The following is a 21,837-nucleotide window of genomic DNA, read 5'->3' as shown; positions in this document are numbered from 1 at the left end:
AGTCTCGATCCGGAAGGGACATCTGGCAATTTCCCCGCCAATGCTTCGCTGATAGACAGATGAAAGCGGCGCGGGACTGAAAGGAGAAAAGTATGCGTGTACTCATTGCTGGCCTCATGGCCTCTGCTTTTGCAATCGCGGGCGTTTCGGCAGCTCAGGCGGCTGATGCCGTCGACCAGGTTCCGGAAGCACCGGTTGCCCAGGACGCCCCGGTCAAGCCGGCCGGCAACTGGGAAGGCTTCTATCTCGGCGGCGCCGGCACCTACAACATGGGTGATTTCGGTTCCGACCGCCACACCTATGGTTTCGGCGGCCAGGTCTTCACCGGTTACAACTGGCAAGCAGGCCAGATCGTTTACGGCGTTGAATCGGATCTCGGCTACAGCGGCGATGACGTCTCCTCGGGCGGCGTCAAGAACAAGTATGGTTGGAACGGCTCCGTCCGCGGCCGCGTCGGCTACGACATGAATCCCTTCCTGCTCTACGGTACGGCTGGTCTTGCCCTCGGCAACGTCAAGGTTTCCGACGGCACCTCGGACGAAAGCAAGACGAACTACGGTTACACGGTCGGCGCCGGTGTCGAAGCCTTCGTGACAAACAACATCACGACGCGCTTGGAATATCGCTACACCGACTACCAGAGCAAGGACTACGACCTCGATTCCGGCAGCTTCTCGCGCGGTTACGACGAGAACAGCGTCAAGCTCGGTATCGGCGTGAAGTTCTAAGCCGATTGAACATCCCAATATGCAGAAGCCGGGCTCATCCCCGGCTTTTTGCTGTCTGCTGTCCGGTGCTCCGTTTCAGCTCCGGATCAGGCGCTGGCTTTGAGCTCGCGATGAGCAGGGAATTTCTTTTCGAACTGCGCCAGCCAGTCGACCAGCGTCGCGTGATCGGCTTCCCACTGGTCCTTGAAGCGTAGGTCGAGATAGTCGAGCGTGGCGGCCAGGGCGAAATGTCCGCCATTGAGCTTCTTGCCGAGTTTCGGCGGCCTGGCGCTGAGATGAGCAAGCCCGGCCGTCACCTTCTTCCATTGCCGGTCGATCCAGGGCTGGTGAACCTTCTCCTCGTCACGGAAGCGGCGCTCGTAGACGATGGTAAGCAGGCAGTCGCAGATACCGTCGCAGAGCGCCTCAAGCACTTCCGCATCCGTGCGTTTGCCGTCTTTGGACGGGTAGAGGCCACCATTCGTTAGCCGGTCGAAATAATGCATGATCGCCACGCTGTCGAAGATCGAAGCGCCTTCCTCCGTCAGAAGCGTCGGAATTTTCCCGAGTGGATTGTTGTCCACCAGGATCGCCGGCCCGGTATTGGTATCGACCCGGATGGCGTTCAACTCGATTCCCAGAAAATGTGCGGCCATCCGCACCTTGCTGGAATAGGGCGAGGCCGGTGAGCAGAGGAGCTTCATGGAACACCTGGTGAGACTATGGGGCAGTGGGACGGACTATTCCCGAAGCAGCTTGCCCGGTCAATCGCTCTTGATCGTCTTGTTTTCGCCGCGCAGCCAGAAGGCGCGGTGGGAGGCGAAGCGGTCCTGGGCAAGATGATCCTTCAACGCCGGAAGCATCTGGTGCAACTCATCCTTTAGTGTGAATGGCGGATTGACGATGACGAGGCCGGAGCCGGTCAGTCCGGTCATGCCGCGGTCGCTGCGCACGGTGAGTTCGGCGCAAAGCATCTTCGGGATGTCGAGTGCCTGCAGAGCCTCGTGGAATTCCTTGATCGGCGCGCCCTTCTTTAACGGGTACCAAAGGCAGTAGGTACCGCCGGGAAAGCGGCGATAGGCCTTTTCGAGTCCCTTGGCCAGGCGTTCATACTCGTCCTCTTCCTCGAAGGGCGGGTCGACGAGCACGATGCCGCGCTTTTCCTTCGGCGGCAGATGCGCGCCGAGCGCCAGCCAGCCGTCGAGTTCGGTGATGCGGACATGGTGATCGCCCTCGAACAGCCGGTGCAGGCGGGCGTAATCCTCGGGATGCAGCTCCATCGCCGACAGCCGGTCCTGCGGTCGGAACAGCATGCGCGCAAGTTTCGGCGATCCGGGATAGAAACGGATGCCGCCGTCGGGATTGAGTTCGCCGATCGCCGAGAGGTAGGGCTCCAGCAACTCGGAGACCTGAGGCCCGAGTTCGGCCTCCATCAGTTTGCCGATGCCGGCCTGCCACTCGCCGGTTTTCTGCGCTTCCTCGGAAGAGAGGTCGTAGAGGCCGATGCCGGCATGCGTGTCGAGCACGCGGAAGGCGCCCTCCTTCTTCTGCATGTAGCGGATCAGCCGCGCCAGCACAGCATGTTTCAGCACATCGGCAAAATTGCCCGCGTGGTAGATGTGGCGGTAGTTCATTTTCGCTGATGTCCGTATGAATTCACGTCATGGGGAGTTTTTCTGGCTTTTGGCCATGCAGGCCTTGGCATATACAAATGCCATGAACATTGCGACCCCCATTGACGCCAAATCCCCGAAGCTGGACAGCAAGATCGGCCACACGGCCTGTCCGCACGACTGTCCCTCCACCTGCGCGCTGGAGGTTGAGATATCGGAGGACGGCCGCATCGGACGCGTGCGCGGCGCCGGCGACCATTCCTACACCTCGGGCGTCATCTGCGCCAAAGTCGCCCGTTATGCCGAACGGCTCTATCATCCCGACCGGCTGCTGCATCCCCTGCGCCGCGCCGGCGCCAAGGGGGCAGGGCAGTGGCAGCAGATTTCCTGGGACGACGCGCTGGATGAGATTGCTGAGGCCTTTGTGAGGGCTGAAGCAAGGGACGGCAGTGAAGCCGTTTGGCCATATTTTTACGCAGGCACCATGGGCTGGGTGCAGCGCGATTCGATCGATCGGCTGCGCCACGCCAAGCGCTATTCCGGCTTCTTCTCGTCGATCTGCACCAATCCGGCCTGGACCGGCTTCACCATGGCAACCGGCACGCTCCGTGGGCCTGATCCGCGCGAGATGGGCCGCACCGATTGCGTCGTCATCTGGGGCACCAATGCGGTCTCGACACAGGTCAACGTCATGACCCACGCCGTCAAATCACGCAAAGAGCGTGGCGCCAAGATTGTCGTCATCGACATTTATGACAATCCGACGATGAAGCAGGCCGACATGGCGTTGATCGTCAAGCCTGGCACCGATGCTGCGCTCGCCTGCGCCACCATGCACATCGCCTTCCGGGATGGCTATGCCGATCGTGACTACATGGCGAGATATGCCGACGATCCCCAGGGTCTCGAAGCGCATCTGAGGACGAAGACGCCGCAATGGGCCGCTGCGATCACCGGTCTGTCGGTCGAGGAGATCGAAGCCTTTGCCCGCATCGTCGGCACGACGAAGAAGACCTTCTTCCGCTTGGGCTACGGTTTCACCCGCCAGCGCAACGGCGCGGTCGCCATGCATGCGGCCGCGTCGGTCGCCACCGTTCTCGGCTCCTGGCAATATGAGGGCGGCGGCGCCTTCCATTCGAACAGCGATATCTTCCGCATGAATAATGCGGAACTGACAGGCCGGTCGATGAAGGACGGCGATATCCGCATGCTCGACCAGTCGCAGATCGGCCGGGTGCTGACCGGAGATCCGGTGGCGCTGCGCCATCGTGGTCCGGTGACGGCGATGCTGATCCAGAACACCAATCCCGCCAACATCGCTCCCGAGCAGCGTCTCGTGAGGCGCGGCTTTGCCCGCGACGATCTCTTCGTCGCCGTCCACGAGCAGTTCATGACCGAAACGGCCCACATCGCCGATATCGTCATTCCTGCGACCATGTTCGTTGAGCACGACGATATCTACCGCGCCGGCGGCCAGAACCACATCCTGCTGGGACCGAAGCTGGTCGAGCCGCCGCCGACCGTGCGCACCAATCTCTTCGTCATCGAGGAACTGGCAAAACGCCTCGGCGTCGCCGATCGTCCCGGCTTCGGCTTTACCGCCCGCGAGATGATCGACCGCATCCTCCGATCGAGCGACCTGCCGGATTACGATCATTTCCTCGAACACAAATGGTTCGATCGCCAGCCGGCTTTCGAGGACGCCCATTTCCTGAACGGCTTTGCTCATGCCGACAGCAAGTTCCATTTCCGCCCCGACTGGATCAACCAGCCCGCACCGAACAAGCCGCCGGCCGCCATCGGCGCGCTCGGGCCGCATGCCGAGCTTCCGGCCTTCCCCGATCAGGTCGATATCATCGAAGTTGCCGATCCAGAGCATCCCTTCCGTCTCGCCACGTCGCCGGCGCGCAACTTCCTGAATTCGAGCTTTTCGGAGACCAAGACGTCTCGTCAGAAAGAGGGCCGTCCCGAGGTGATGATCAATCCTGTCGATGCCAAAGCCAACGGTGTCGCCCACGGCGATCTCGTCCGCATCGGCAACAGCCGCGGCGATCTCCGCATCCACGCCCGTATCACCACGGAGGTGAAACCGGGCGTTCTGATTGCCGAGGGCCTCTGGCCGAACAAGGCGCATGTCGACGGCGAGGGCATCAACGTCCTGACGGGCGCCGATCCGGTCGCGCCTTATGGCGGAGCGGCGGTACACGACAACAAGGTCTGGCTTCGCAAGGACGCAGCATGATGCAGCCGAAATCACGGGTGAAGATCGTCGGCGAGGAAATACTGTCGAATGGGTGGACGCGGTTGAGCAGCTATCTGCTCGACTATATCGACCGTAACGGCGCGACCCAGCGGTTGAAGCGGGAGGTCTACCACCGCACGCCGGCCGCCTGCATTCTGCTTTATGATCCGAAACGCGATCTGGTCGTCCTTGTGCGCCAGTTCCGTCTTGCCGTGCATCTGAAGGGCGATCCCGCCTGGGTTATCGAAGTGCCGGCCGGCCTTCTCGATAACGATCATCCCGAGACGGCGATACGCCGCGAGGCGATGGAGGAGACCGGCTATCGCCTGCGCGAGGCGCGCTTCCTCTTTAAATGCTACATGTCGCCGGGCGCCATTAGCGAAGTCGTCCACTTCTTCGCAGCCCTGATCGACACCGCCGATCGCGTCGCCGAAGGCGGCGGTCTGGACGAGGAGCATGAGGATATCGAGGTTCTGGAAATCCCGCTCGACGAAGCTGCAGGGATGATCGAGACCGGCGAGATTTTCGACGCCAAGACGATCATGCTTTTGCAATGGGCCGCGTTGAACCGGGATAGGATCAGATAGAGTCGGGATGTCTTGGTGGGATCGTTCGATCACCCAAGTCGGCTCCGGCATTAAGTTGCCGGCGCGCGTAAATTCATACGTTTGTCACGAAGCGGTTCTATCCGCTGCGGTTTGTCGATCATCGGATGCGGTCAGGAGAAAGCCCATGTGGCTCAGCAATTTCACCCTCGTTCTCCCGGGCGAGGTGGTGAGCAAAGGTTCCGTGCGTGTTGAGGACGGCGCCATCGCCGAGATCCGGCCGGAGCCGGTTGCCGGCGCTGCGATCAACGGCGGCGGGCGGCTGCTGATGCCGGGCTTCGTTGACCTGCACGGCGACATGATTGAGCGCGAGATCGCGCCGCGGCCGAACGCGACCATGCCGATCGACTTTGGCATCCACGAACTCGACAAGAAGCTTGCCGCTGCCGGTGTGACCACAGCCTTTGCCGCGGTCTCTTTCGCCACGGAAAGCGTTTATGGCCACGTCCGCTCGCTTGAGACGACGTCGGCGGTGATCGAGGGCATCAACCGGCTGCGTGATGACCTCCTGATCGACCACCGCGTTCATGCCCGCTATGAAATCACCAATGTCGGCGCCGCTCCCGCACTCGAGCGGCTGCTGAATGCCGATCAGATCGACATGGTGTCGCTGACCGACCACACGCCCGGCCAGGGCCAGTACAACAACCTGCAGAGCTACATCCTCAGCATTTCCGAGCGCCGCGCCATCTCCGAGGAAATGGCCGCCGAGATCGTCGCCAAGCGTATCGCCATGCGCAACAATCCCGAGACCGAAGCGAAGCTGAAGGAGATTGTCGCGCTGTCGCTGAAGCACGAGCTGTCGCTCGCCTCCCACGATGACGACAGCGTCGAGAAAGTTGCCGAAATGCACCATCTCGGCGTCACCATCAGCGAGTTTCCGGTCACCGCTCCTGCAGCCGAAGAGGCGCGACGCCGCGGCCTCTGGACGCTGATGGGCGCGCCGAACGCCCTGCGCGGCCAGTCGATGTCAGGCAATCTCAGCGCCCTCGACGCTGCAAGGACCGGGCTGCTCAGCATCATCGCCGCAGACTATCATCCGGCCGCCTTCGTCCCCGGCATATTCAAGCTTGCCGATACGGTGGAAGGGGGTCTGCCAGCAGCCGTCGCCATGGCGACCGGCAACGCCGCCCGCTCCGCCGGTCTCCTGGACCGCGGTGAGATCGCCATCGGCCAGCGCGCCGATTTGGTGGCGGTCGAACCGGGCGATATCAACCGCATCCGCGCCACCTTCCGCGCCGGCCGCTTCGTCTACAGCGACGGCACGCTGCATCCGCTGCGGGCGCTGGCGGCTTAATGCATTTTCCCAAAACTGCGGTTCGTGCCGATGGTTGCCCCTCACCCTAACCCTCTCCCCGTAAACGGGGCGAGGGGACGTGCCCTGCGAGAGCAAGTGGGACCGGAGAGGGTGCTGCATATCCCTTCGCCCCGCGAGCGGGGAGAAGGTGGCGGCAGCCGGATGAGGGGCAGCTTCCGAAATGGCAGGACTAAGACAAGTCCGAGCATAGCGACGTGCCGGGCTGAGCCGCGTGGCATGAAAATGCCTTTTATGCGCGGTCGCCGATCAGAGAAATCAGTTGCCCCTTCGGCACGGCAAGCGAAACCTCAGCGCCCACCGCCTTGCCGCCGTCCATCGCCACGCGGCCTTCGGCAAAGAGCCGCAGCGCCTGCGGATAGATCTGGTGTTCGACGGTGAGCACCCGCGCGGCCAGGCTTTCGGCCGTATCGCCGGAAAGGATCGGCACCGCCGCCTGGCCGATCGTCGGCCCTTCGTCCATGCCTTCGGTGACGAAATGCACGGTGCAGCCGGCGATGCGCATGCCGGCGTCGATGGCGCGCTGATGGGTATGCAGGCCCGGAAACAGCGGCAGCAGGGAAGGGTGGATGTTGAGCATCCGGCCTTCATACCGCTGGATGAAGGTCGCCGTCAGCAGCCGCATGTATCCGGCGAGACACAGGATGTCGGGCGAAAGCGTGTCGAGCGCAGAAAAGATCGCCGCCTCGTGCGCCTCCTTGCTGGCATAGTCCTTGCGAGGAAAGGCGAAGGTGGCAATGCCCTCGGCCGCTGCCTTCGCGAGCCCGCCGGCGTCCGGCTTATCGGATATCACGCCGACGATTTCGGCCGGATAGTCGGCCGCTTTCGCCGCCGCGACCAGCGCCATCATGTTGGAGCCGCCGCCGGAGATGAGGACGACGACGCGTTTGCGCGGCGCGCTCATATGGCAAGCGTACCCTTGTAGACCGTGCCGGCAGCGCCTTCGGCGCGGGCAATCATGCGGCCGAGCATGATGACGCTCTCGCCTTCGGCTTCGAGCGCCTGCGATACCGCGGCGGCATTCTCTTCGGCGACGACGACGATCATACCGACGCCGCAATTGAAGGTGCGCAGCATTTCTTTCGCCTCGACGCCGCCAGACTTGGCGAGCCATGAGAAGACCGGCGGGACCTTGACGGCGTCAAGATCGAGCTCGGCGGCCAGCTGCTTCGGCAGCACGCGCGGAATGTTTTCGGGGAAACCGCCGCCGGTGATATGCGCCAGCGCCTTCAGCGCGCCCGTCTCGCGGATCGCCTTCAGGAGCGGTTTCACATAGATGCGGGTCGGTTCGAGCAGCGCTTCGCCGAGCTTCTTGCCTTCTGCGAACGGCGCCGGCGTATCCCAGCCGAGGCCGGAGAGTTCGACGATCTTGCGCACCAGCGAGAAGCCGTTGGAATGGACGCCGGAGGAGGCAAGGCCGAGGATCACGTCGCCCTCGGCAATGTCGCCGGAGGGGAGCAGCCTGCCGCGTTCGGCCGCACCGACGGCAAAACCCGCAAGGTCGTAATCGCCGGAGGAATACATGCCGGGCATCTCGGCCGTCTCACCGCCGATCAGCGCGCAGCCCGCCTCGCGGCAGCCCGCCGCAATGCCGCCGACGATTGCAGCACCCTGGTCGGGGTCGAGCTTGCCGGTCGCGAAGTAATCAAGAAAGAACAGCGGCTCGGCGCCCTGGACCACGAGATCGTTGACGCACATGGCGACGAGGTCAATGCCGACGGTGTCGTGGTAATCGGCGTCGATCGCGATCTTCAGCTTGGTTCCGACGCCGTCATTGGCAGCGACGAGAACCGGGTCGGTGAAGCCCGCCGCCTTGAGATCGAAGAGCCCGCCGAAGCCGCCGATCTCGCCGTCGGCGCCCGGGCGGCGCGTCGAGCGCACCGCCGGCTTGATCTTTTCGACGAGGAGGTTGCCGGCATCGATGTCGACGCCCGCATCGCTATAGGTCAGGCCGTTTTTTCCAGACTGGCTCATGCTGGTCTCCGATGGCTATTTCCGGGCGGCGGACGCGCCGCGTCATCTGCCGGTCGCAATTGCATGACAGGGGCCTTTATGCAAGCGTCGCATGGCAAAAGCCCCCAATTTCCCACGTCTCCCCCGAGGCTTTCCGGGATTTGATGTGACAGGGTTGACCATCTTTGCGCCTGCATCCTATGTGCTTGATGGCCGCGCCGGATCGGGCGCGGCGTTTGGGCGGCGGCGAGCGATCAGCGGGGAAGCGATGCCACAGCATGTCAGCGGCAATAGTCTGAAGCGCCAGATATTCTTCTGGCTGGCCGTGCTCGTCTTCTTCATCGCCTTCCTCTATGTCTTCAGCTCGATCCTGCTGCCCTTCGTCGCCGGCATGGCGATTGCCTATTTCCTGGATCCGGTGGCGGACAGGCTGCAGCGGCTCGGCCTGAGCCGTATGATGGCGACCATCGTCATCCTCATTGCCTTTGTTGTCGTCTTCGCTTTGGCGTTGATGATCCTCATTCCCGTGCTCATCAGCCAGTTCAATGATTTCGCCGAGCGGTTGCCGGGTTATATCAGCCAATTGCAGCAGTTCGTCACCCAGACGCAGAATTCGCTGCTGCCGGACTGGGTCAAGAGCCAGGCCGGCACGATCAAGGACAATCTCTCCGGCATCCTCTCCGAAGGCATGGGCTTCCTTACGGGGCTTTTCGCGCAGCTCTGGAATTCCGGCAAAGCGATCGTCGACGTCATATCGCTGCTCGTCGTCACCCCCGTCGTCGCCTTCTATATCCTGCTCGATTGGGACCGCATGGTTGCCAAGGTCGACCAGTGGATCCCGCGCGATTATGTCGGCGATGTCCGCCAGATTGCCAAGGAAGTCGATCAGGCGATCGCCGGCTTCATTCGCGGCCAGGGTTCGCTCTGCCTCATCCTTGGCGTCTATTATGCCGCCGGCCTCTCCCTGGTCGGGCTGAATTTCGGCCTGCTGATCGGCCTCTTCGCCGGCATGATCAGCTTCATTCCCTATGTCGGCTCGCTAGTTGGCCTCATTCTCGCTGTGGGCGTGGCACTCGTGCAGTTCTGGCCGGATTATCCTTGGATCGGGCTGGTGCTCGCCGTCTTCTTCAGCGGCCAGTTCCTCGAAGGCAACATCCTGCAGCCGAAGCTCGTCGGCTCCAGCGTCGGCCTGCATCCGGTCTGGTTGATGTTTGCGCTGTTTGCCTTCGGCGCGCTCTTCGGATTCGTCGGGCTTCTGGTCGCCGTGCCGGCCGCCGCGGCCGTCGGCGTTCTTGTCCGCTTCGCGCTTTCGCGCTACCTTCAGAGCGATCTTTATTTTGGCGGGTCATCAGGCGGCCGCGCCCGGAAGACGAAATCAGTACCCAATGAATGACGTGAAGAACGCTGATCCGAAGCGCAAGGCCGGAGAGCAGCTTCCCTTGGCCTTTTCACATGATGTTGCAACCGGCCGCGACGATCTCTTGATCTCGGAGCGTCTCGCCGCCGCCGTTTCGATCGTCGATGCATGGCCGAATTGGCCGTCGCCGGTCGTTATCCTCGCCGGTCCGGTAGGATCCGGAAAATCGCACCTGGCCGGGATCTGGAAAGAACACAGCGGAGCGGAGATCATTCACCCCAAGGCCGGCTCCAATGCCGCGGTCACGGCGGCGAACGGCCCTGTCTTGTTCGAGGATGCCGATCGTCTCGGCTTCGACGACAACACGCTCTTCCACGTCATCAACAGCGTGCGCGAAAACGGCACCAGCCTGCTGATGACAAGCCGTCTCTGGCCGATGTCGTGGCCGGTCCTGCTGCCGGATCTGCGCTCCCGCCTCAAGGCCGCCACCGTCGTCGAGATCGGTGAGCCGGATGAAGCCCTGTTGTCGCAGGTGATCGTCAAGCTCTTCGCCGACCGGCAGCTTTATATAGATGACAAACTCGTGCTCTATATCGTCAACCGGATGGAGCGGTCGCTGAACGCGGCCCAGATGATCGTCGAAAGGCTCGACCGGCTGGCCCTGTCGCGGGGCACGAAAATCACCCGGTCTCTTGCTGCCGAAGTATTGAATGAATTGGGAAATTCGGAACTGGCCGATTGACTGTCACAGATCCGTCGTGAAACTGATATAATTGCCGTCGCGATTGAAAACGGGGTAAGCGGACCATGGACAGCGCAGTCGCAGAACATCAGGAACTCACTCCGGAAACCAACGACAATGTCCCCCCGCTGGAAGAACTGTTGGCGAGCCCCGAGCGCTTCATCAATCGCGAATTCTCGTGGCTGCAGTTCAACCGGCGCGTCCTGGAAGAGACGCTGAATACCGAGCATCCGCTGCTCGAGCGCGTTCGCTTCCTGTCGATTTCGGCAGCCAACCTCGACGAGTTCTTCATGGTGCGCGTCGCCGGCCTCGAGGGCCAGGTGCGCCAGAACATCGCCATCCGCAGCCCCGACGGCAAGACACCGGCCGAACAGCTCGATTCGATCCTCCAGGAGATCGACCATCTGCAAATGGAGCAGCAGGCTTCGCTCGCCGTGCTGCAGCAGTATCTCGCCAAGGAAGACATTCTGATCGTGCGCCCGGGCGCCCTGAGTGATGCAGACCGGCAGTGGCTTGCCGCCGAATTCGAACAGGCGATCTTCCCGGTGCTGACGCCGCTGTCCATCGATCCGGCTCATCCGTTCCCCTTCATTCCCAATCTCGGTTTTTCGATCGGGCTGCAGCTCGTCAGCAAGAATGGCCGCGAGCCGATGACGGCGCTGCTGCGCCTGCCGGTGGCGCTCGACCGCTTCGTCCGGCTGCCCGATGATGGGAACACGATCCGCTACATCACGCTGGAAGATGTCGCCAACGTCTTCATCCACAGGCTCTACCCCGGTTACGAGGTGCAGGGTTCCGGTACGTTCCGCGTCATCCGCGATAGTGATATCGAAGTCGAGGAAGAGGCCGAGGATCTCGTGCGCTTTTTCGAAACCGCACTGAAGCGACGCCGTCGCGGCAAGGTCATCCGCATCGAGACCGATTCGGAAATGCCGGCCTCGCTGCGCCAGTTCGTTGTGCAGGCGCTCAGCATCCCTGACAATCGCGTCGCCGTTCTGCCGGGGCTCCTGGCGCTGAACACTCTGTCGGAGATCACCAAGGCGCCGCGCGACGATCTCAGGTTTCAGCCCTACAATGCGCGATTTCCGGAGCGCGTCCGCGAACATGCCGGCGACTGCTTCGCCGCCATCCGCGAGAAGGACATGGTCGTCCATCACCCCTATGAATCCTTCGATGTGGTGGTCCAGTTCCTTCTCCAGGCTGCGCGCGATCCTGACGTTCTGGCGATAAAGCAGACGCTTTACCGCACCTCGAACGACAGCCCGATCGTCCGCGCTCTGGTCGATGCCGCTGAAGCCGGCAAGTCGGTGACAGCGCTGGTGGAGCTCAAGGCCCGCTTCGACGAAGAGGCGAATATCCGCTGGGCACGCGATCTCGAACGCGCCGGCGTGCAGGTCGTTTTCGGTTTCATCGAGCTCAAGACCCACGCCAAGATGTCTATGATCGTCCGCCGCGAGGAAGGCAAGCTCAGAACCTACTGTCACTTGGGAACCGGTAACTACCACCCGATCACCGCCAAGATCTATACGGATCTCTCCTATTTCACCTGCAATTCCGTCATCGCCCACGACATGGCGAACATCTTCAACTTCATCACCGGCTACGGCGAACCTGAAGAAGGAATGCAGATCGCCGTCTCTCCCAATGCCTTGCGCCCGCGCATCCTGCGTCACATCGATGAAGAGATTCAACACGCCAGGAAAGGCAGGCCGGCGGCGATCTGGATGAAGATGAACGCGCTCGTCGACCCCGACATCATCGATGCGCTCTATCGCGCCAGCCACGCGGGCGTCGAGATCGATCTCGTCGTGCGCGGCATCTGCTGCCTGCGTCCCCAAGTGCCCGGTCTCTCGGAGAAGATCCGCGTCAAGTCGATCGTCGGCCGCTTCCTCGAGCATAGCCGTATCTTCTGCTTCGGCAACGGCTATGGCCTGCCTTCCGACAAGGCGCTGGTCTACATCGGCTCGGCCGACATGATGCCGCGAAATCTCGACCGCCGCGTCGAGACCATGGTTCCGTTGACGAATCCGACTGTTCATGAGCAGGTCTTGTCACAGATTATGCTCGGCAACGTGATTGACAATCAACAAAGCTACGAGATATTGCCCGACGGTACGTCGCGGCGCATGGAAGTGCGCAGGGGCGAGGAGCCGTTCAATGCGCAGCAGTATTTCATGACCAATCCGAGCCTGTCAGGCCGTGGTGAAGCTCTGAAATCAAGCGCGCCGAAACTGATCGCCGGCCTGCTCGAAGGCCGCAACAACAAGTAAAACTGGACCATATGGTTGAATCTGAAGCCCAGGGGCGCCTTCCAGGGATCGCCCCGGTCTCCGTCGTCGACATCGGATCGAATTCCATTCGTCTTGTCGTCTACGAAGGCCTGTCCCGTTCGCCTACCATCCTCTTCAACGAAAAGGTCCTCTGCGGCCTCGGCAAAGGCATAGCCGTCACCGGCAAGATGGATGAAGAGGGCGTCGCTCGGGCTCTGGCGGCGCTCCACCGTTTCAAGGCCCTATCCGATCAGGCGCGGGCCGCCACCATGTATGTGCTGGCGACGGCCGCCGCCCGTGAGGCGAGCAACGGCCCCGATTTCATCCATCAGGCCGAGACGATCCTGCAGCGCCACGTCCGGGTGCTCTCGGGCGAGGAGGAGGCTCGTTTCGCCTCGCTCGGCATCATCAGCGGTTTCTTCAATCCTGACGGCATTGCCGGCGACCTCGGCGGCGGCTCTCTTGAATTGATCGACATCAAGGGCAAGGAGGTCGGCAAGGGCATTACGCTGCCGCTCGGCGGTTTGCGCCTGTCGGAATATGCCGGCGGTTCTCTTTCCAAAGCGCGTGACTTCGCCCGCAAGCAGCTGAAGACGGCAAAGCTTTTGACGAACGGCGAGGGGCGCACCTTCTACGCCGTCGGCGGCACCTGGCGAAACATCGCCAAGCTGCACATGGAGATCACCAATTATCCGCTGCATATGATGCAGGGCTATGAGGTATCGCTTGAAGCGATGATGCTGTTCCTCGAACAGGTGATGACCGCGCGCGATTCGCGCGAGCCGGCGCTGCAGGCCGTTTCCAAGCACCGCCGCTCGCTGCTGCCCTTCGGCGCCGTCGCCATGAAGGAGGTGCTGAGCGTGATGAAGCCGTCGGTGATTTCCTTCTCGGCGCAGGGCGTGCGCGAGGGATATCTTTATTCGCTGCTGTCTGAGGCCGAGCGCCGCGCCGATCCGCTGTTGGCCGCTGCAGGCGAACTGGCGATCCTGCGTGCCCGTTCGCCGGAGCACGCCCGCGAACTGGCGGAATGGACCGGCCGTATGATGCCTTTCTTCGACGTTCAGGAAACGGAAGAGGAAAGCCGCTATCGCCGGGCCGCCTGTCTGCTCGCCGATATCAGCTGGCGAGCCCATCCTGATTACCGTGGCCTGCAGGCGCTGAACGTCATTGCCCACTCGTCCTTCGTCGGCATCAGCCATCCCGGTCGCGCCTTCATCGCGCTCACCAATTATTACCGTTTCGAGGGGCTGCATGACGACGGCGCCACCGGCCCGCTGGCGCAGATCGCCACCCCGCAGTTCATCGAGCGCGCCAAGCTGCTCGGCGGCATGTTGCGCGTCGTCTACCTCTTCTCGGCCTCCATGCCCGGCGTCGTCAAGAACCTGACCTTCCGCAAATCGTCGAACCCGGACTTCGACCTCGAATTCGTGGTGCCGCCGGAATACCGCGATTTCGCCGGCGAACGCCTGGACGGTCGCCTGCAGCAGCTGTCGAGGCTGACGAACAAGAGGCTGGCGTTCCGGTTCGAGTAGGTTGATTTGCGGCGGTTGTGCCGCACGGCTCCCTCTGCCCTGCCGGGCACGGCAGGGCAGAGGGGGGTGCCGCACGGCACGCCCTCAACAACAAAGGCGGCACTGATGCGCCGCCCTCTCAAACTCAGATTAGAGCCCAAATTACTTCGCGTTCAAAAACTCACCAACCTCAAGCAGGCTGAACTCATTATTGTCGGCCTTGTCGACGGCGCGGCCGGCTGAGAAGGGCAGATTGTTGTCGTTACCGATGATGATGTGCGTGGCGTCGACGCGGTCGACGTTTTCGATCGTGACGAACGGCATGTCATAGACGCCGTCCTTGTTGCCGGCCTTCTTCTTGTTGTCGGGGTCCTGGATGTTCGAGGTCGATATAGCCGATCTTGCGGACGGCCTTGCCGACATTGGCGTCGTTGAACTCGATCTTGTAGACGCGCTTCAGCACCGCCGGAGCTTCGAAGCAATCCGGCTTCGGCTGCTTCGGGTCGGCGCAGGCCTTATCGCTGGTGCCGGCGCCGCTGTCGCGCTCGATGACGAGAGCGGTGGAGTCGTCGAGCATGTTGAAATCACCGATCGATACACCATTGTCTTCGAACGGATAAAGCCAGCTGCGGCCTGTCCACTTCTTGGAGGCAGCGTCGAATTCGATGACGCGGATGGCCGTATGGCCGTCAGCCGTTTCCATTGTGCCGTCATCCTTGTAGATGGCGCCTTCGAGCACGCCATAGAGCTTGGATCCGTCCTTCGACATGGCAAGGCCTTCGAAGCCGCCCGAGCGCTTCAGGTTGAAGACCGGCATCTTGGCGGCCGGATTGCCCGGCAGCTGGATCAGCGGGTTGTCGGGCGAAAGCACCGCCTTGCCGTCGAGCGTCGTCGGGATCACGTCCGTCAGGCGACCTTCGGTATCGACCTTGAGGATATAGGGACCGAACTCGTCGCCCAGCCAGAAGCCGTCGGCAACCGGCTGGATCGATTCGATGTCGAAGTCGGCACCGGTGAGGTAACGCTTTTCTGTGCCTTCGAGCACGATCGGGAACGGCGCGATCTTGTTTGGATCGGAGAGGAAGAGGTTCTTGACGACCTCAGCTTTGTTGGCAGTCCAGTCGAACTTCATCTGATGCAGGAACAGCATGGAGTCGGAAGAGTTGGCTTTGGAACCGAAGCCGTTGTCCGAGAGCGTCCAGAAGGTCCCGTCGGCCATCGTCTTGATGCCCGAGAAACCCTGGATCGGCTGGCCGCCGAACGGAAGCTTGAGGTCCGTCACGCGCGCGCCGTCCTTGCCGGGAACGCTGCCGAGTGCTTCGGTGCGCTTGCGGTCCGGCGTCGTGAACTTGCCGGAATGCTTGAGGAATTCGGGGGCGTCGGCCGGAGCAGGAACCATGGTATTGGCTGGCAGGATCGCCTGGCCGGCGAGATTGACCGGGAACTGCTGCTGGTCGGCCGAAACGGGGCCGGCAATCAGGATGAAAAGCGATACGGAAACAAAAAGGACGTTCTTCATAATATCCCCATGGAACGGATGCGAATGGCTTCCGCTTAACAGGGCTTCCGTGTCAGCGAATTGACGGTTGGGTGAAGCTTTGGTGACGGGTGATAAATGGACTTGCTCAGCCGTGCAGAACGACTGCGGGCGTGTTCAGGACGGTCACCGCACGCGAGGACAGCGCCATGACGCCGAGTGCCTGGCCGCGTCCCTTGACGGCATGGATCCCGAGATCTTCGCAGGAAATGTCGTCAGGAAAAGTCATGCGCCGGGCCAACTCCGCGGAGATCAGCACCTGCCGGTTCAGACTGCGGCAGAGCGTCTCCAGCCGGGCGGTCGTATTCACCGTATCGCCGAAATAGCTGATTTTGTGGTGGTCGACGCCGACTTCCGCCGTGATGATCTCGCCGCCATGAAGGGCTACGCGAAGCTTCGGCACCTGGCCGTAATTTTTCCGCCAGCCGGCGGCATTGGCTTCGATATTGGCGAGGATATCGAAGATGCAGCGAACGCAGCGCGCATCCTTGACGCCGCGGGCAAGCGGCCAGGTAATGATCGCCGCATCACCGACATAGTCGTTGATCATGCCCTTGTGGCGCCGGACCGGCTCCGCGAAGGTCGCAAACAGCGAGCTCAGCAGCTGCTGTGCCCTGAGATCGCCGTGCTTTTCCGCAAAAGCTGTCGAATCGACGAGATCGATGAAGAGGAAGACACGCTCTTCCTTGACGGGATTGCGATAGCGGCTGATGAGCATGCTGACGAATACTTCGCGGCCGAGCAATTCCCGCACGCGCAGGATGAAGATCAGTGCCGAGCAGACGGCAAGCGCATAGAGGAAGACTTCGAACGGCATGACGACGAGATCGATGAACGACGACGGCTTCAGCATGCCGAGCGACCAGAGCAGGAGGCCGGCGCAGGCGAAGCCGATGCTCATCAGGATCTCGTAGATCACCAGCTCCGTGATGATGAACACGAAGGTCGGCAGCCTCTGGATCCGTCGGTAGAGGGTGCGAAACAGCACCTTGCGCTCGAAGGCGAGAATCGGCATGCCGATAAAGAGCGCGAAGATCGCCCCGATGACCGGCGTCTGATTGGAGTAGAACATCAGATCGTAGATGACGCCGCTCGCAGCCAGCACGATCGCGATCAAGATCCAGTTCTGCGTTGGAGATATTTCCCGCATGCCGCCTCTTCGCCTGAGGTTTCCTCCAGCCATTGTTTCAGCTGGGAAAAAAGCGTCAAGCGAATTCCATTTGGTTTCAGAGGCTGACGGTTTCAACCTTCCTTCCGGCGAAACGCAATCCGATCTGCCCCTGGATCAGCTGCAGTGCGGGCTCGCCGAAAAGATCGCGCCGCCAGCCATGCAGGGCAGCGACATCGGCGTTCTCGCCATCGGCGGCAATCTTGTCGAGATCCTCGCTGTTGGCGATCACCTTTGGCGCCACGCCATGTTTTTCGGAGATCAGCTTCAGCAGCACCTTCAAGAGTTCGACGGCGGCAGCTGCGCCCTCCGGCGCCTGCGCCTGACGAGGCACATGCGGCATCTCGGCTTTCGGTAGGGCAAGTGCAGCGTTGACCGCTTCGACGACCGCCGTCCCGGCGGCCGAGCGCTCCCAGCCCTTCGGAATCGTGCGCAAGCGGCCGAGCGCTTCGGCATCCTTAGGCTGCTGCTGGGCGACCTCATAGATCGCATCGTCCTTCAAGACGCGCGAACGCGGTACATTGCGGGCCCGCGCCTCGCGCTCACGCCAAGCGGCGACGTATTTCAGGACCGCCAACTCCTGCGGCTTGCGCAGGCGCATCTTCAGACGCTGCCAGGCGTCGTCGGGATGCATGTCGTAGGTTTCGCGCGCTTCGAGAATGTCCATTTCCTCGCGCAGCCACGACGTGCGGCCTTCGCGGTCGAGTTCTGCGCTCAGCGACAGGTAGACGTCGCGCAAATGGGTGACGTCGGCCAGCGCATATTCCAGCTGCTTTTCGGAGAGCGGCCGGCGGCTCCAGTCGGTGAAACGCGACGACTTGTCGATATGGACGTTCTTGATGCGGCTGACCAGCTGGTCGTAGGAGACGCTGTCGCCGAAACCGCAGACCATGGCCGCGACCTGCGTGTCGAAGATCGGATGCGGAATGAGATTGCCGCGGTTGAAGATGATTTCGATGTCCTGGCGCGCCGCGTGAAAGACCTTCAACACTTTCGTGTCCGCCATCAGGTCAAAGAAGGGAGCGAGATCGATGCCCTTCGCCAGCGGATCGACGAGAACTTCCACTGTCGGGCTGGCCATCTGGATCAGGCAGAGCTCCGGCCAAAAGGTCGTCTCACGCAGGAATTCGGTATCGATGGTGATGAAGTCGGACTTGGCCAGCTCTTTGCAGGCGGCCGCCAATTCGGCGGTGGTTTCGATCATATCATTTCATTCGCAAGGAAAAGGTCGGTTGAACCTTCCTTCTCCTTTCGCTTCGATATGTCAATACAACAGCATAAGCTTCGAGCATTGCTGAGGAAGAATCACGTCCAAACTGAGGCAAGGCGAATGCTTCAGCTCACTCTGATATAGCTGGTCATTCCTGTCTTCTGATGTTCGATGATATGGCAATGCAGCACCCAGTCGCCGGGATTGTCGGCGACGAGGGCCAATTGCACCTTCTCATCCGGCTGGACGAGGTAGGTGTCGGACACCAGTGGCATCACCTCCCGCGTCGAGGAGGAGATCACCGTGAAACTCATTCCGTGCAGGTGGATCGGATGCGCGTGCGGCGTGGTGTTCTCAAGGTTGAAGACATAGCTCCTGCCGAGCTTCAGTTCCGCCAGCGGCGCCGTCGGATCGGGCGTGTCCCCGGGCCAGGGCACCTTGTTGATCGCCCAGAAGCTGTAGCCGAGCGTGCCGCAGATGCTCTCCACGGCGGCATTTTCCGCAGTTGCGCTCAACACCAGCGGGATCTGTTCGGCAGCGGAAAGATCGGCCTTCGGAACAGGATTTCGGACAAGAGGCCCGAGATCGCCGATGTCGCGCTTCAGCGATGCTCCGACGGCACGCAGGCTGGCGATCATCTTCGGTGCCGTGCCGCGAATATCTTCCAGTGTCACGACGGCGCCTTCGCCATCCGGCATGCGGACGGCGAGATCGAGCCGCTGGCCCGGCCCGATCTGCAGGAGGTCGAGGGGGAAGCGTTTCGGCACCGGATTGCCGTCGATTGCGATGACGGTCGCATTTGCGCCCGCCATCTTCAGCGAGAAGATGCGCGTCACGTCGGTGATGGCAATGCGCAGCCGCACCAACCCGCCGGCCGGCGCATCATATTGCGGCTCCTGGCGCCAGTTGGCCGTGCGCACTGTGCCGTAGGTGCCGCTCTTGGCAGCGTCGCGCGGCCGGAAGGGCGCGATGAACTGCCCGTCGCCTCCGAGACGCCAGTCGCGCAGATTGAGCAGCACTTCCGCATCGAACTCCGGATCGGCCGGATCCTCGACGACGAGCATGCCGGTCATGCCGTGTCCCATCTGCGTCAGCGTGTTGCAATGCGGATGATACCAGAAGGTACCGGCATCCGGCGGCGTGAAGGCATAATCGAAGCTGTCGCCGGTATAGATATAGGGCTGCGTCACGAAGGGCACGCCATCCATGCGGTTGTCGATGCGAAGCCCGTGCCAATGGATCGTCGTCGGCTCGTCGAGCCGGTTTTTCAGCCTTGCCGCGTAGGGCCGCCCCTTGGTCATCCGCAGAGCCGGCGGCATGCCGTCATGGCCCCAGCTCATGATGTCTCTGGTCGGACCCGCCTCGGTCAGCATGGCCTCGGTTTTCACAGCCATCAGCAGCTGCGGTTCCGGCGCCGCCTCGGCAAGCCCGAATTTGCCCGCAACGGCAACGCCGGCGCCATAGGCGCCCGCGACGGCGGATGCCTTCAGAAGGTTGCGGCGGGTCAGCAGAGGCATGCGGCGGCTCCAGGATGGGAATGCCGATCCTTTTAAAGTTGAGCTGCATCTTCATCAATACGGGAAACGCGGCCAAACTGCCGCAGCCTGTGGGTCGCAGCCTCGCCATAAACGCATGCCAAACCCAGGGGCGGGGCGCGCCAAGCCTTGACAAATCGGAGCGTCCATGCGCTTTTCCGCCCGATTTTCTTGTCGGCGCGGGAGGGTCTTCGAACCCCTGCTGCCGTCTTCAGCCACATGCCAGGATTTGAGATTATGCATCGCTACCGCAGCCACACATGTGCCGCCCTCCGCAAGACGGATGTCGGCTCGACCGTCCGCATCGCCGGCTGGGTCCATCGCGTTCGCGACCATGGCGGCGTTCTCTTCATCGACCTTCGCGACCATTACGGCATCACCCAAGTGGTCGCCGACCCGGATAGCCCGGCCTTCAAGACAGCGGAAACGGTGCGTGGCGAATGGGTCATCCGCATCGACGGCCTCGTCAAGGCTCGTACCGAAGACACCGTCAACAAGAACATGGCGACCGGCGAGATCGAGCTCTACGCCCAGGAGATCGAAGTGCTCTCCGCCGCCAAGGAGTTGCCGCTACCAGTCTTCGGCGAACCTGATTATCCGGAAGACGTTCGCCTCAAGTATCGCTTCCTCGATCTTCGCCGCGAAACCCTGCACAAGAACATCGTCAAGCGCACCCAGGTGATTTCGGCGATGCGCCGTGAAATGGGCAGCGCTGGCTTCACCGAATATACCACGCCGATCCTGACTGCCTCCTCGCCGGAAGGTGCGCGCGACTTCCTCGTGCCGAGCCGTATTCATCCCGGCACCTTCTACGCTCTGCCGCAGGCGCCGCAGCAGTACAAGCAGCTGCTGATGGTCGCAGGCTTCGACCGCTACTTCCAAATCGCGCCGTGCTTCCGCGACGAAGATCCGCGCGCCGATCGCCTGCCGGGCGAATTCTACCAGCTCGACCTCGAAATGAGCTTCGTCACCCAGGAAGACGTCTGGAACACGATGGGTCCGCTGATGACCAAGGTGTTCGAGGAGTTTGCCGAAGGCAAGCCGGTCACCAAGGAATGGCCGCGCATCCCCTATGACGAGGCGATCCGCAAATACGGTTCCGACAAGCCTGATCTGCGCAACCCGATCGTCATGGAAGCGGTGACCGAGCATTTCGCCGGCTCCGGCTTCAAGGTCTTCGCCAGCATGATCGCCTCCAACCCGAAGGTCCAGATCTGGGCGATCCCTGCCAAAACAGGCGGCTCGCGTGCTTTCTGCGACCGCATGAACGCCTGGGCGCAGAGCCAGGGCCAGCCGGGCCTTGGCTACATCTTCTGGCGCAAGGAAGGCGATAAGCTCGAAGGCGCCGGACCGCTTGCCAAGAACATCGGCGAGGAGCGCACCGATGCGATCCGCACGCAGCTTGGCCTCGATGACGGCGACGCCTGTTTCTTCGTCGCCGGAGAGCCGGAAAAATTCTATAAATTTGCGGGCGAGGCCCGCACCAAGGCGGGCGAAGAACTCAACCTCGTCGACCGCGACCGGTTCGAGCTCTGCTGGATCGTCGACTTCCCCTTCTTCGAATGGAGCGAGGAAGAAAAGAAGGTCGATTTCGCTCATAACCCGTTCTCGATGCCGCAGGGTGGCCTCGACGCGCTGCAGAACCAGGATCCTTTGACGATCAAGGCCTTCCAATATGACGCCGTCTGCAACGGCTTCGAGATCGCCTCGGGTTCGATCCGCAACCAGTCGCCGGAAACCATGGTCGCCGCCTTCGAGAAGGTCGGCCTCAGCCAGCAGGACGTCGAGGACCGTTTCGGCGGCCTCTACCGCGCCTTCCAGTATGGCGCACCTCCGCATGGCGGCGCCGCCTTCGGCATCGACCGCATCATCATGCTGCTCGTCGGCGCGAAGAACCTGCGCGAAATCTCGCTCTTCCCGATGAATCAGCAGGCTCAGGACCTGCTTATGGGCGCTCCGAGCCCGGCGACGCCGACGCAGCTGCGAGAACTCGCGATCCGGCCGATCCCGCCGGTCAAGAAGGACTGAGTTCGGCTTATTGTCGAATGGAAAAGCCCGGCGGCCGCAGTCGC

General features: G+C 61.9%; 16 protein-coding genes and 1 pseudogene. 9 read left to right on the top strand and 8 right to left on the bottom strand.

The features are described from left to right. Window positions 1-92 precede the first annotated feature (92 nt). Window positions 93-728 (top strand): outer membrane protein, encoded by a 636-nt coding sequence (locus FHT70_RS06075; RefSeq protein ID WP_011424814.1) that lies wholly within the window; start codon window positions 93-95, stop codon window positions 726-728. 86 nt (window positions 729-814) lie between these two features. Here FHT70_RS06075 and FHT70_RS06070 read toward each other — a convergent pair whose 3' ends face one another. Together FHT70_RS06070 and FHT70_RS06065 are read right to left on the bottom strand one after the other, a co-directional pair. Continuing rightward, a complete protein-coding gene (locus tag FHT70_RS06070; protein WP_097598454.1) occupies window positions 815-1,411 on the bottom strand; it encodes a glutathione S-transferase in 597 nt (198 codons plus the stop codon). A gap of 60 nt (window positions 1,412-1,471) precedes the next feature. After that, the gene (locus tag FHT70_RS06065; RefSeq protein ID WP_183699551.1) at window positions 1,472-2,341 is read right to left on the bottom strand and encodes a 23S rRNA (adenine(2030)-N(6))-methyltransferase RlmJ; all 870 of its coding nucleotides are present in this window, start codon (window positions 2,339-2,341) and stop codon (window positions 1,472-1,474) included. Window positions 2,342-2,357: 16 nt separating this feature from the next. Here FHT70_RS06065 and FHT70_RS06060 point away from each other — a divergent pair, with 16 nt between their 5' ends. From FHT70_RS06060 to FHT70_RS06050, 3 genes are all read left to right on the top strand, one after another. Then, window positions 2,358-4,562, top strand: coding sequence for a molybdopterin oxidoreductase family protein (locus tag FHT70_RS06060; protein ID WP_183699549.1), 2,205 nt, complete (start codon window positions 2,358-2,360; stop codon window positions 4,560-4,562). Further along, window positions 4,559-5,149 carry an NUDIX domain-containing protein gene (locus FHT70_RS06055; protein WP_183699547.1) on the top strand — a complete coding sequence of 197 codons (591 nt, stop codon included), beginning with the start codon at window positions 4,559-4,561 and terminating at the stop codon, window positions 5,147-5,149. Before FHT70_RS06060 ends, FHT70_RS06055 begins: the two co-directional genes overlap by 4 nt. 145 nt (window positions 5,150-5,294) lie before the next feature. Beyond that, window positions 5,295-6,464, top strand: coding sequence for an alpha-D-ribose 1-methylphosphonate 5-triphosphate diphosphatase (locus tag FHT70_RS06050; RefSeq protein ID WP_183699545.1), 1,170 nt, complete (start codon window positions 5,295-5,297; stop codon window positions 6,462-6,464). A 250-nt stretch (window positions 6,465-6,714) separates the two neighbouring features. Here FHT70_RS06050 and purN read toward each other — a convergent pair whose 3' ends face one another. Both purN and purM read right to left on the bottom strand, forming a co-directional pair. Continuing rightward, a complete protein-coding gene (gene purN, locus FHT70_RS06045; protein ID WP_097598449.1) occupies window positions 6,715-7,386 on the bottom strand; it encodes a phosphoribosylglycinamide formyltransferase in 672 nt (223 codons plus the stop codon). Then, the gene (gene purM, locus FHT70_RS06040) at window positions 7,383-8,456 is read right to left on the bottom strand and encodes a phosphoribosylformylglycinamidine cyclo-ligase (protein WP_183699543.1); all 1,074 of its coding nucleotides are present in this window, start codon (window positions 8,454-8,456) and stop codon (window positions 7,383-7,385) included. Before purM ends, purN begins: the two co-directional genes overlap by 4 nt. A gap of 247 nt (window positions 8,457-8,703) precedes the next feature. Between purM and FHT70_RS06035 the strand changes: the two genes are divergently transcribed. From FHT70_RS06035 to ppx, 4 genes are all read left to right on the top strand, one after another. Further along, window positions 8,704-9,828: an AI-2E family transporter gene (locus FHT70_RS06035; RefSeq protein WP_085780030.1), complete on the top strand. Its 1,125-nt coding sequence runs from the start codon at window positions 8,704-8,706 to the stop codon at window positions 9,826-9,828. After that, window positions 9,821-10,534: a DnaA regulatory inactivator HdaA gene (hdaA, locus tag FHT70_RS06030; protein ID WP_097598447.1), complete on the top strand. Its 714-nt coding sequence runs from the start codon at window positions 9,821-9,823 to the stop codon at window positions 10,532-10,534. The genes FHT70_RS06035 and hdaA overlap by 8 nt, the downstream gene beginning before the upstream one ends. A 65-nt stretch (window positions 10,535-10,599) precedes the next feature. Further along, entirely contained in the window at window positions 10,600-12,804 is a 2,205-nt protein-coding gene (locus tag FHT70_RS06025) for an RNA degradosome polyphosphate kinase (protein ID WP_183699541.1), read from the top strand. A gap of 11 nt (window positions 12,805-12,815) precedes the next feature. Further along, on the top strand, window positions 12,816-14,336 hold the full coding sequence (gene ppx / locus FHT70_RS06020) for an exopolyphosphatase (protein WP_183699539.1): 1,521 nt from the start codon (window positions 12,816-12,818) through the stop codon (window positions 14,334-14,336). A gap of 141 nt (window positions 14,337-14,477) precedes the next feature. Here the strand turns inward: ppx and FHT70_RS06015 are convergent. The 4 genes and pseudogenes from FHT70_RS06015 to FHT70_RS06000 form a co-directional block, all read right to left on the bottom strand. Further along, a pseudogene (locus FHT70_RS06015) lies at window positions 14,478-15,834 on the bottom strand (esterase-like activity of phytase family protein). A 106-nt stretch (window positions 15,835-15,940) separates the two neighbouring features. Continuing rightward, complete coding sequence (locus tag FHT70_RS06010) at window positions 15,941-17,002, bottom strand: adenylate/guanylate cyclase domain-containing protein (RefSeq protein ID WP_183699537.1); 1,062 nt, start codon at window positions 17,000-17,002, stop codon at window positions 15,941-15,943. Between the two features lie 76 nt (window positions 17,003-17,078). Next, window positions 17,079-18,224, bottom strand: a complete 1,146-nt coding sequence (gene rnd, locus FHT70_RS06005; RefSeq protein ID WP_183699535.1) for a ribonuclease D — start codon at window positions 18,222-18,224, stop codon at window positions 17,079-17,081. 131 nt (window positions 18,225-18,355) lie between these two features. Beyond that, entirely contained in the window at window positions 18,356-19,747 is a 1,392-nt protein-coding gene (locus FHT70_RS06000; RefSeq protein WP_183699533.1) for a multicopper oxidase family protein, read from the bottom strand. A gap of 255 nt (window positions 19,748-20,002) precedes the next feature. Here FHT70_RS06000 and aspS point away from each other — a divergent pair, with 255 nt between their 5' ends. Then, window positions 20,003-21,793, top strand: coding sequence for an aspartate--tRNA ligase (aspS, locus tag FHT70_RS05995; protein ID WP_183699531.1), 1,791 nt, complete (start codon window positions 20,003-20,005; stop codon window positions 21,791-21,793). Window positions 21,794-21,837 lie beyond the last annotated feature (44 nt).

Origin of the sequence: Rhizobium sp. BK049, assembly GCF_014193135.1 — a bacterium.
Taxonomy (GTDB): Bacteria; Pseudomonadota; Alphaproteobacteria; order Rhizobiales; family Rhizobiaceae; genus Rhizobium.
Note: the sequence above shows the minus strand (reverse complement) of the source record. Positions and strands in the feature narration are given on the sequence as shown.

What these genes read in the sequence shown, in the direction of transcription:
- FHT70_RS06075 (WP_011424814.1), top strand. Translation starts at nt 93, where the DNA reads ATGCGTGTACTCATTGCTGGCCTCATGGCCTCTGCTTTTGCAATCGCG.
- FHT70_RS06070 (WP_097598454.1), bottom strand. Translation starts at nt 1,411, where the DNA reads ATGAAGCTCCTCTGCTCACCGGCCTCGCCCTATTCCAGCAAGGTGCGG.
- FHT70_RS06065 (WP_183699551.1), bottom strand. Translation starts at nt 2,341, where the DNA reads ATGAACTACCGCCACATCTACCACGCGGGCAATTTTGCCGATGTGCTG.
- FHT70_RS06060 (WP_183699549.1), top strand. Translation starts at nt 2,358, where the DNA reads ATGAATTCACGTCATGGGGAGTTTTTCTGGCTTTTGGCCATGCAGGCC.
- FHT70_RS06055 (WP_183699547.1), top strand. Translation starts at nt 4,559, where the DNA reads ATGATGCAGCCGAAATCACGGGTGAAGATCGTCGGCGAGGAAATACTG.
- FHT70_RS06050 (WP_183699545.1), top strand. Translation starts at nt 5,295, where the DNA reads ATGTGGCTCAGCAATTTCACCCTCGTTCTCCCGGGCGAGGTGGTGAGC.
- purN (WP_097598449.1), bottom strand. Translation starts at nt 7,386, where the DNA reads ATGAGCGCGCCGCGCAAACGCGTCGTCGTCCTCATCTCCGGCGGCGGC.
- purM (WP_183699543.1), bottom strand. Translation starts at nt 8,456, where the DNA reads ATGAGCCAGTCTGGAAAAAACGGCCTGACCTATAGCGATGCGGGCGTC.
- FHT70_RS06035 (WP_085780030.1), top strand. Translation starts at nt 8,704, where the DNA reads ATGCCACAGCATGTCAGCGGCAATAGTCTGAAGCGCCAGATATTCTTC.
- hdaA (WP_097598447.1), top strand. Translation starts at nt 9,821, where the DNA reads ATGAATGACGTGAAGAACGCTGATCCGAAGCGCAAGGCCGGAGAGCAG.
- FHT70_RS06025 (WP_183699541.1), top strand. Translation starts at nt 10,600, where the DNA reads ATGGACAGCGCAGTCGCAGAACATCAGGAACTCACTCCGGAAACCAAC.
- ppx (WP_183699539.1), top strand. Translation starts at nt 12,816, where the DNA reads ATGGTTGAATCTGAAGCCCAGGGGCGCCTTCCAGGGATCGCCCCGGTC.
- FHT70_RS06010 (WP_183699537.1), bottom strand. Translation starts at nt 17,002, where the DNA reads ATGCGGGAAATATCTCCAACGCAGAACTGGATCTTGATCGCGATCGTG.
- rnd (WP_183699535.1), bottom strand. Translation starts at nt 18,224, where the DNA reads ATGATCGAAACCACCGCCGAATTGGCGGCCGCCTGCAAAGAGCTGGCC.
- FHT70_RS06000 (WP_183699533.1), bottom strand. Translation starts at nt 19,747, where the DNA reads ATGCCTCTGCTGACCCGCCGCAACCTTCTGAAGGCATCCGCCGTCGCG.
- aspS (WP_183699531.1), top strand. Translation starts at nt 20,003, where the DNA reads ATGCATCGCTACCGCAGCCACACATGTGCCGCCCTCCGCAAGACGGAT.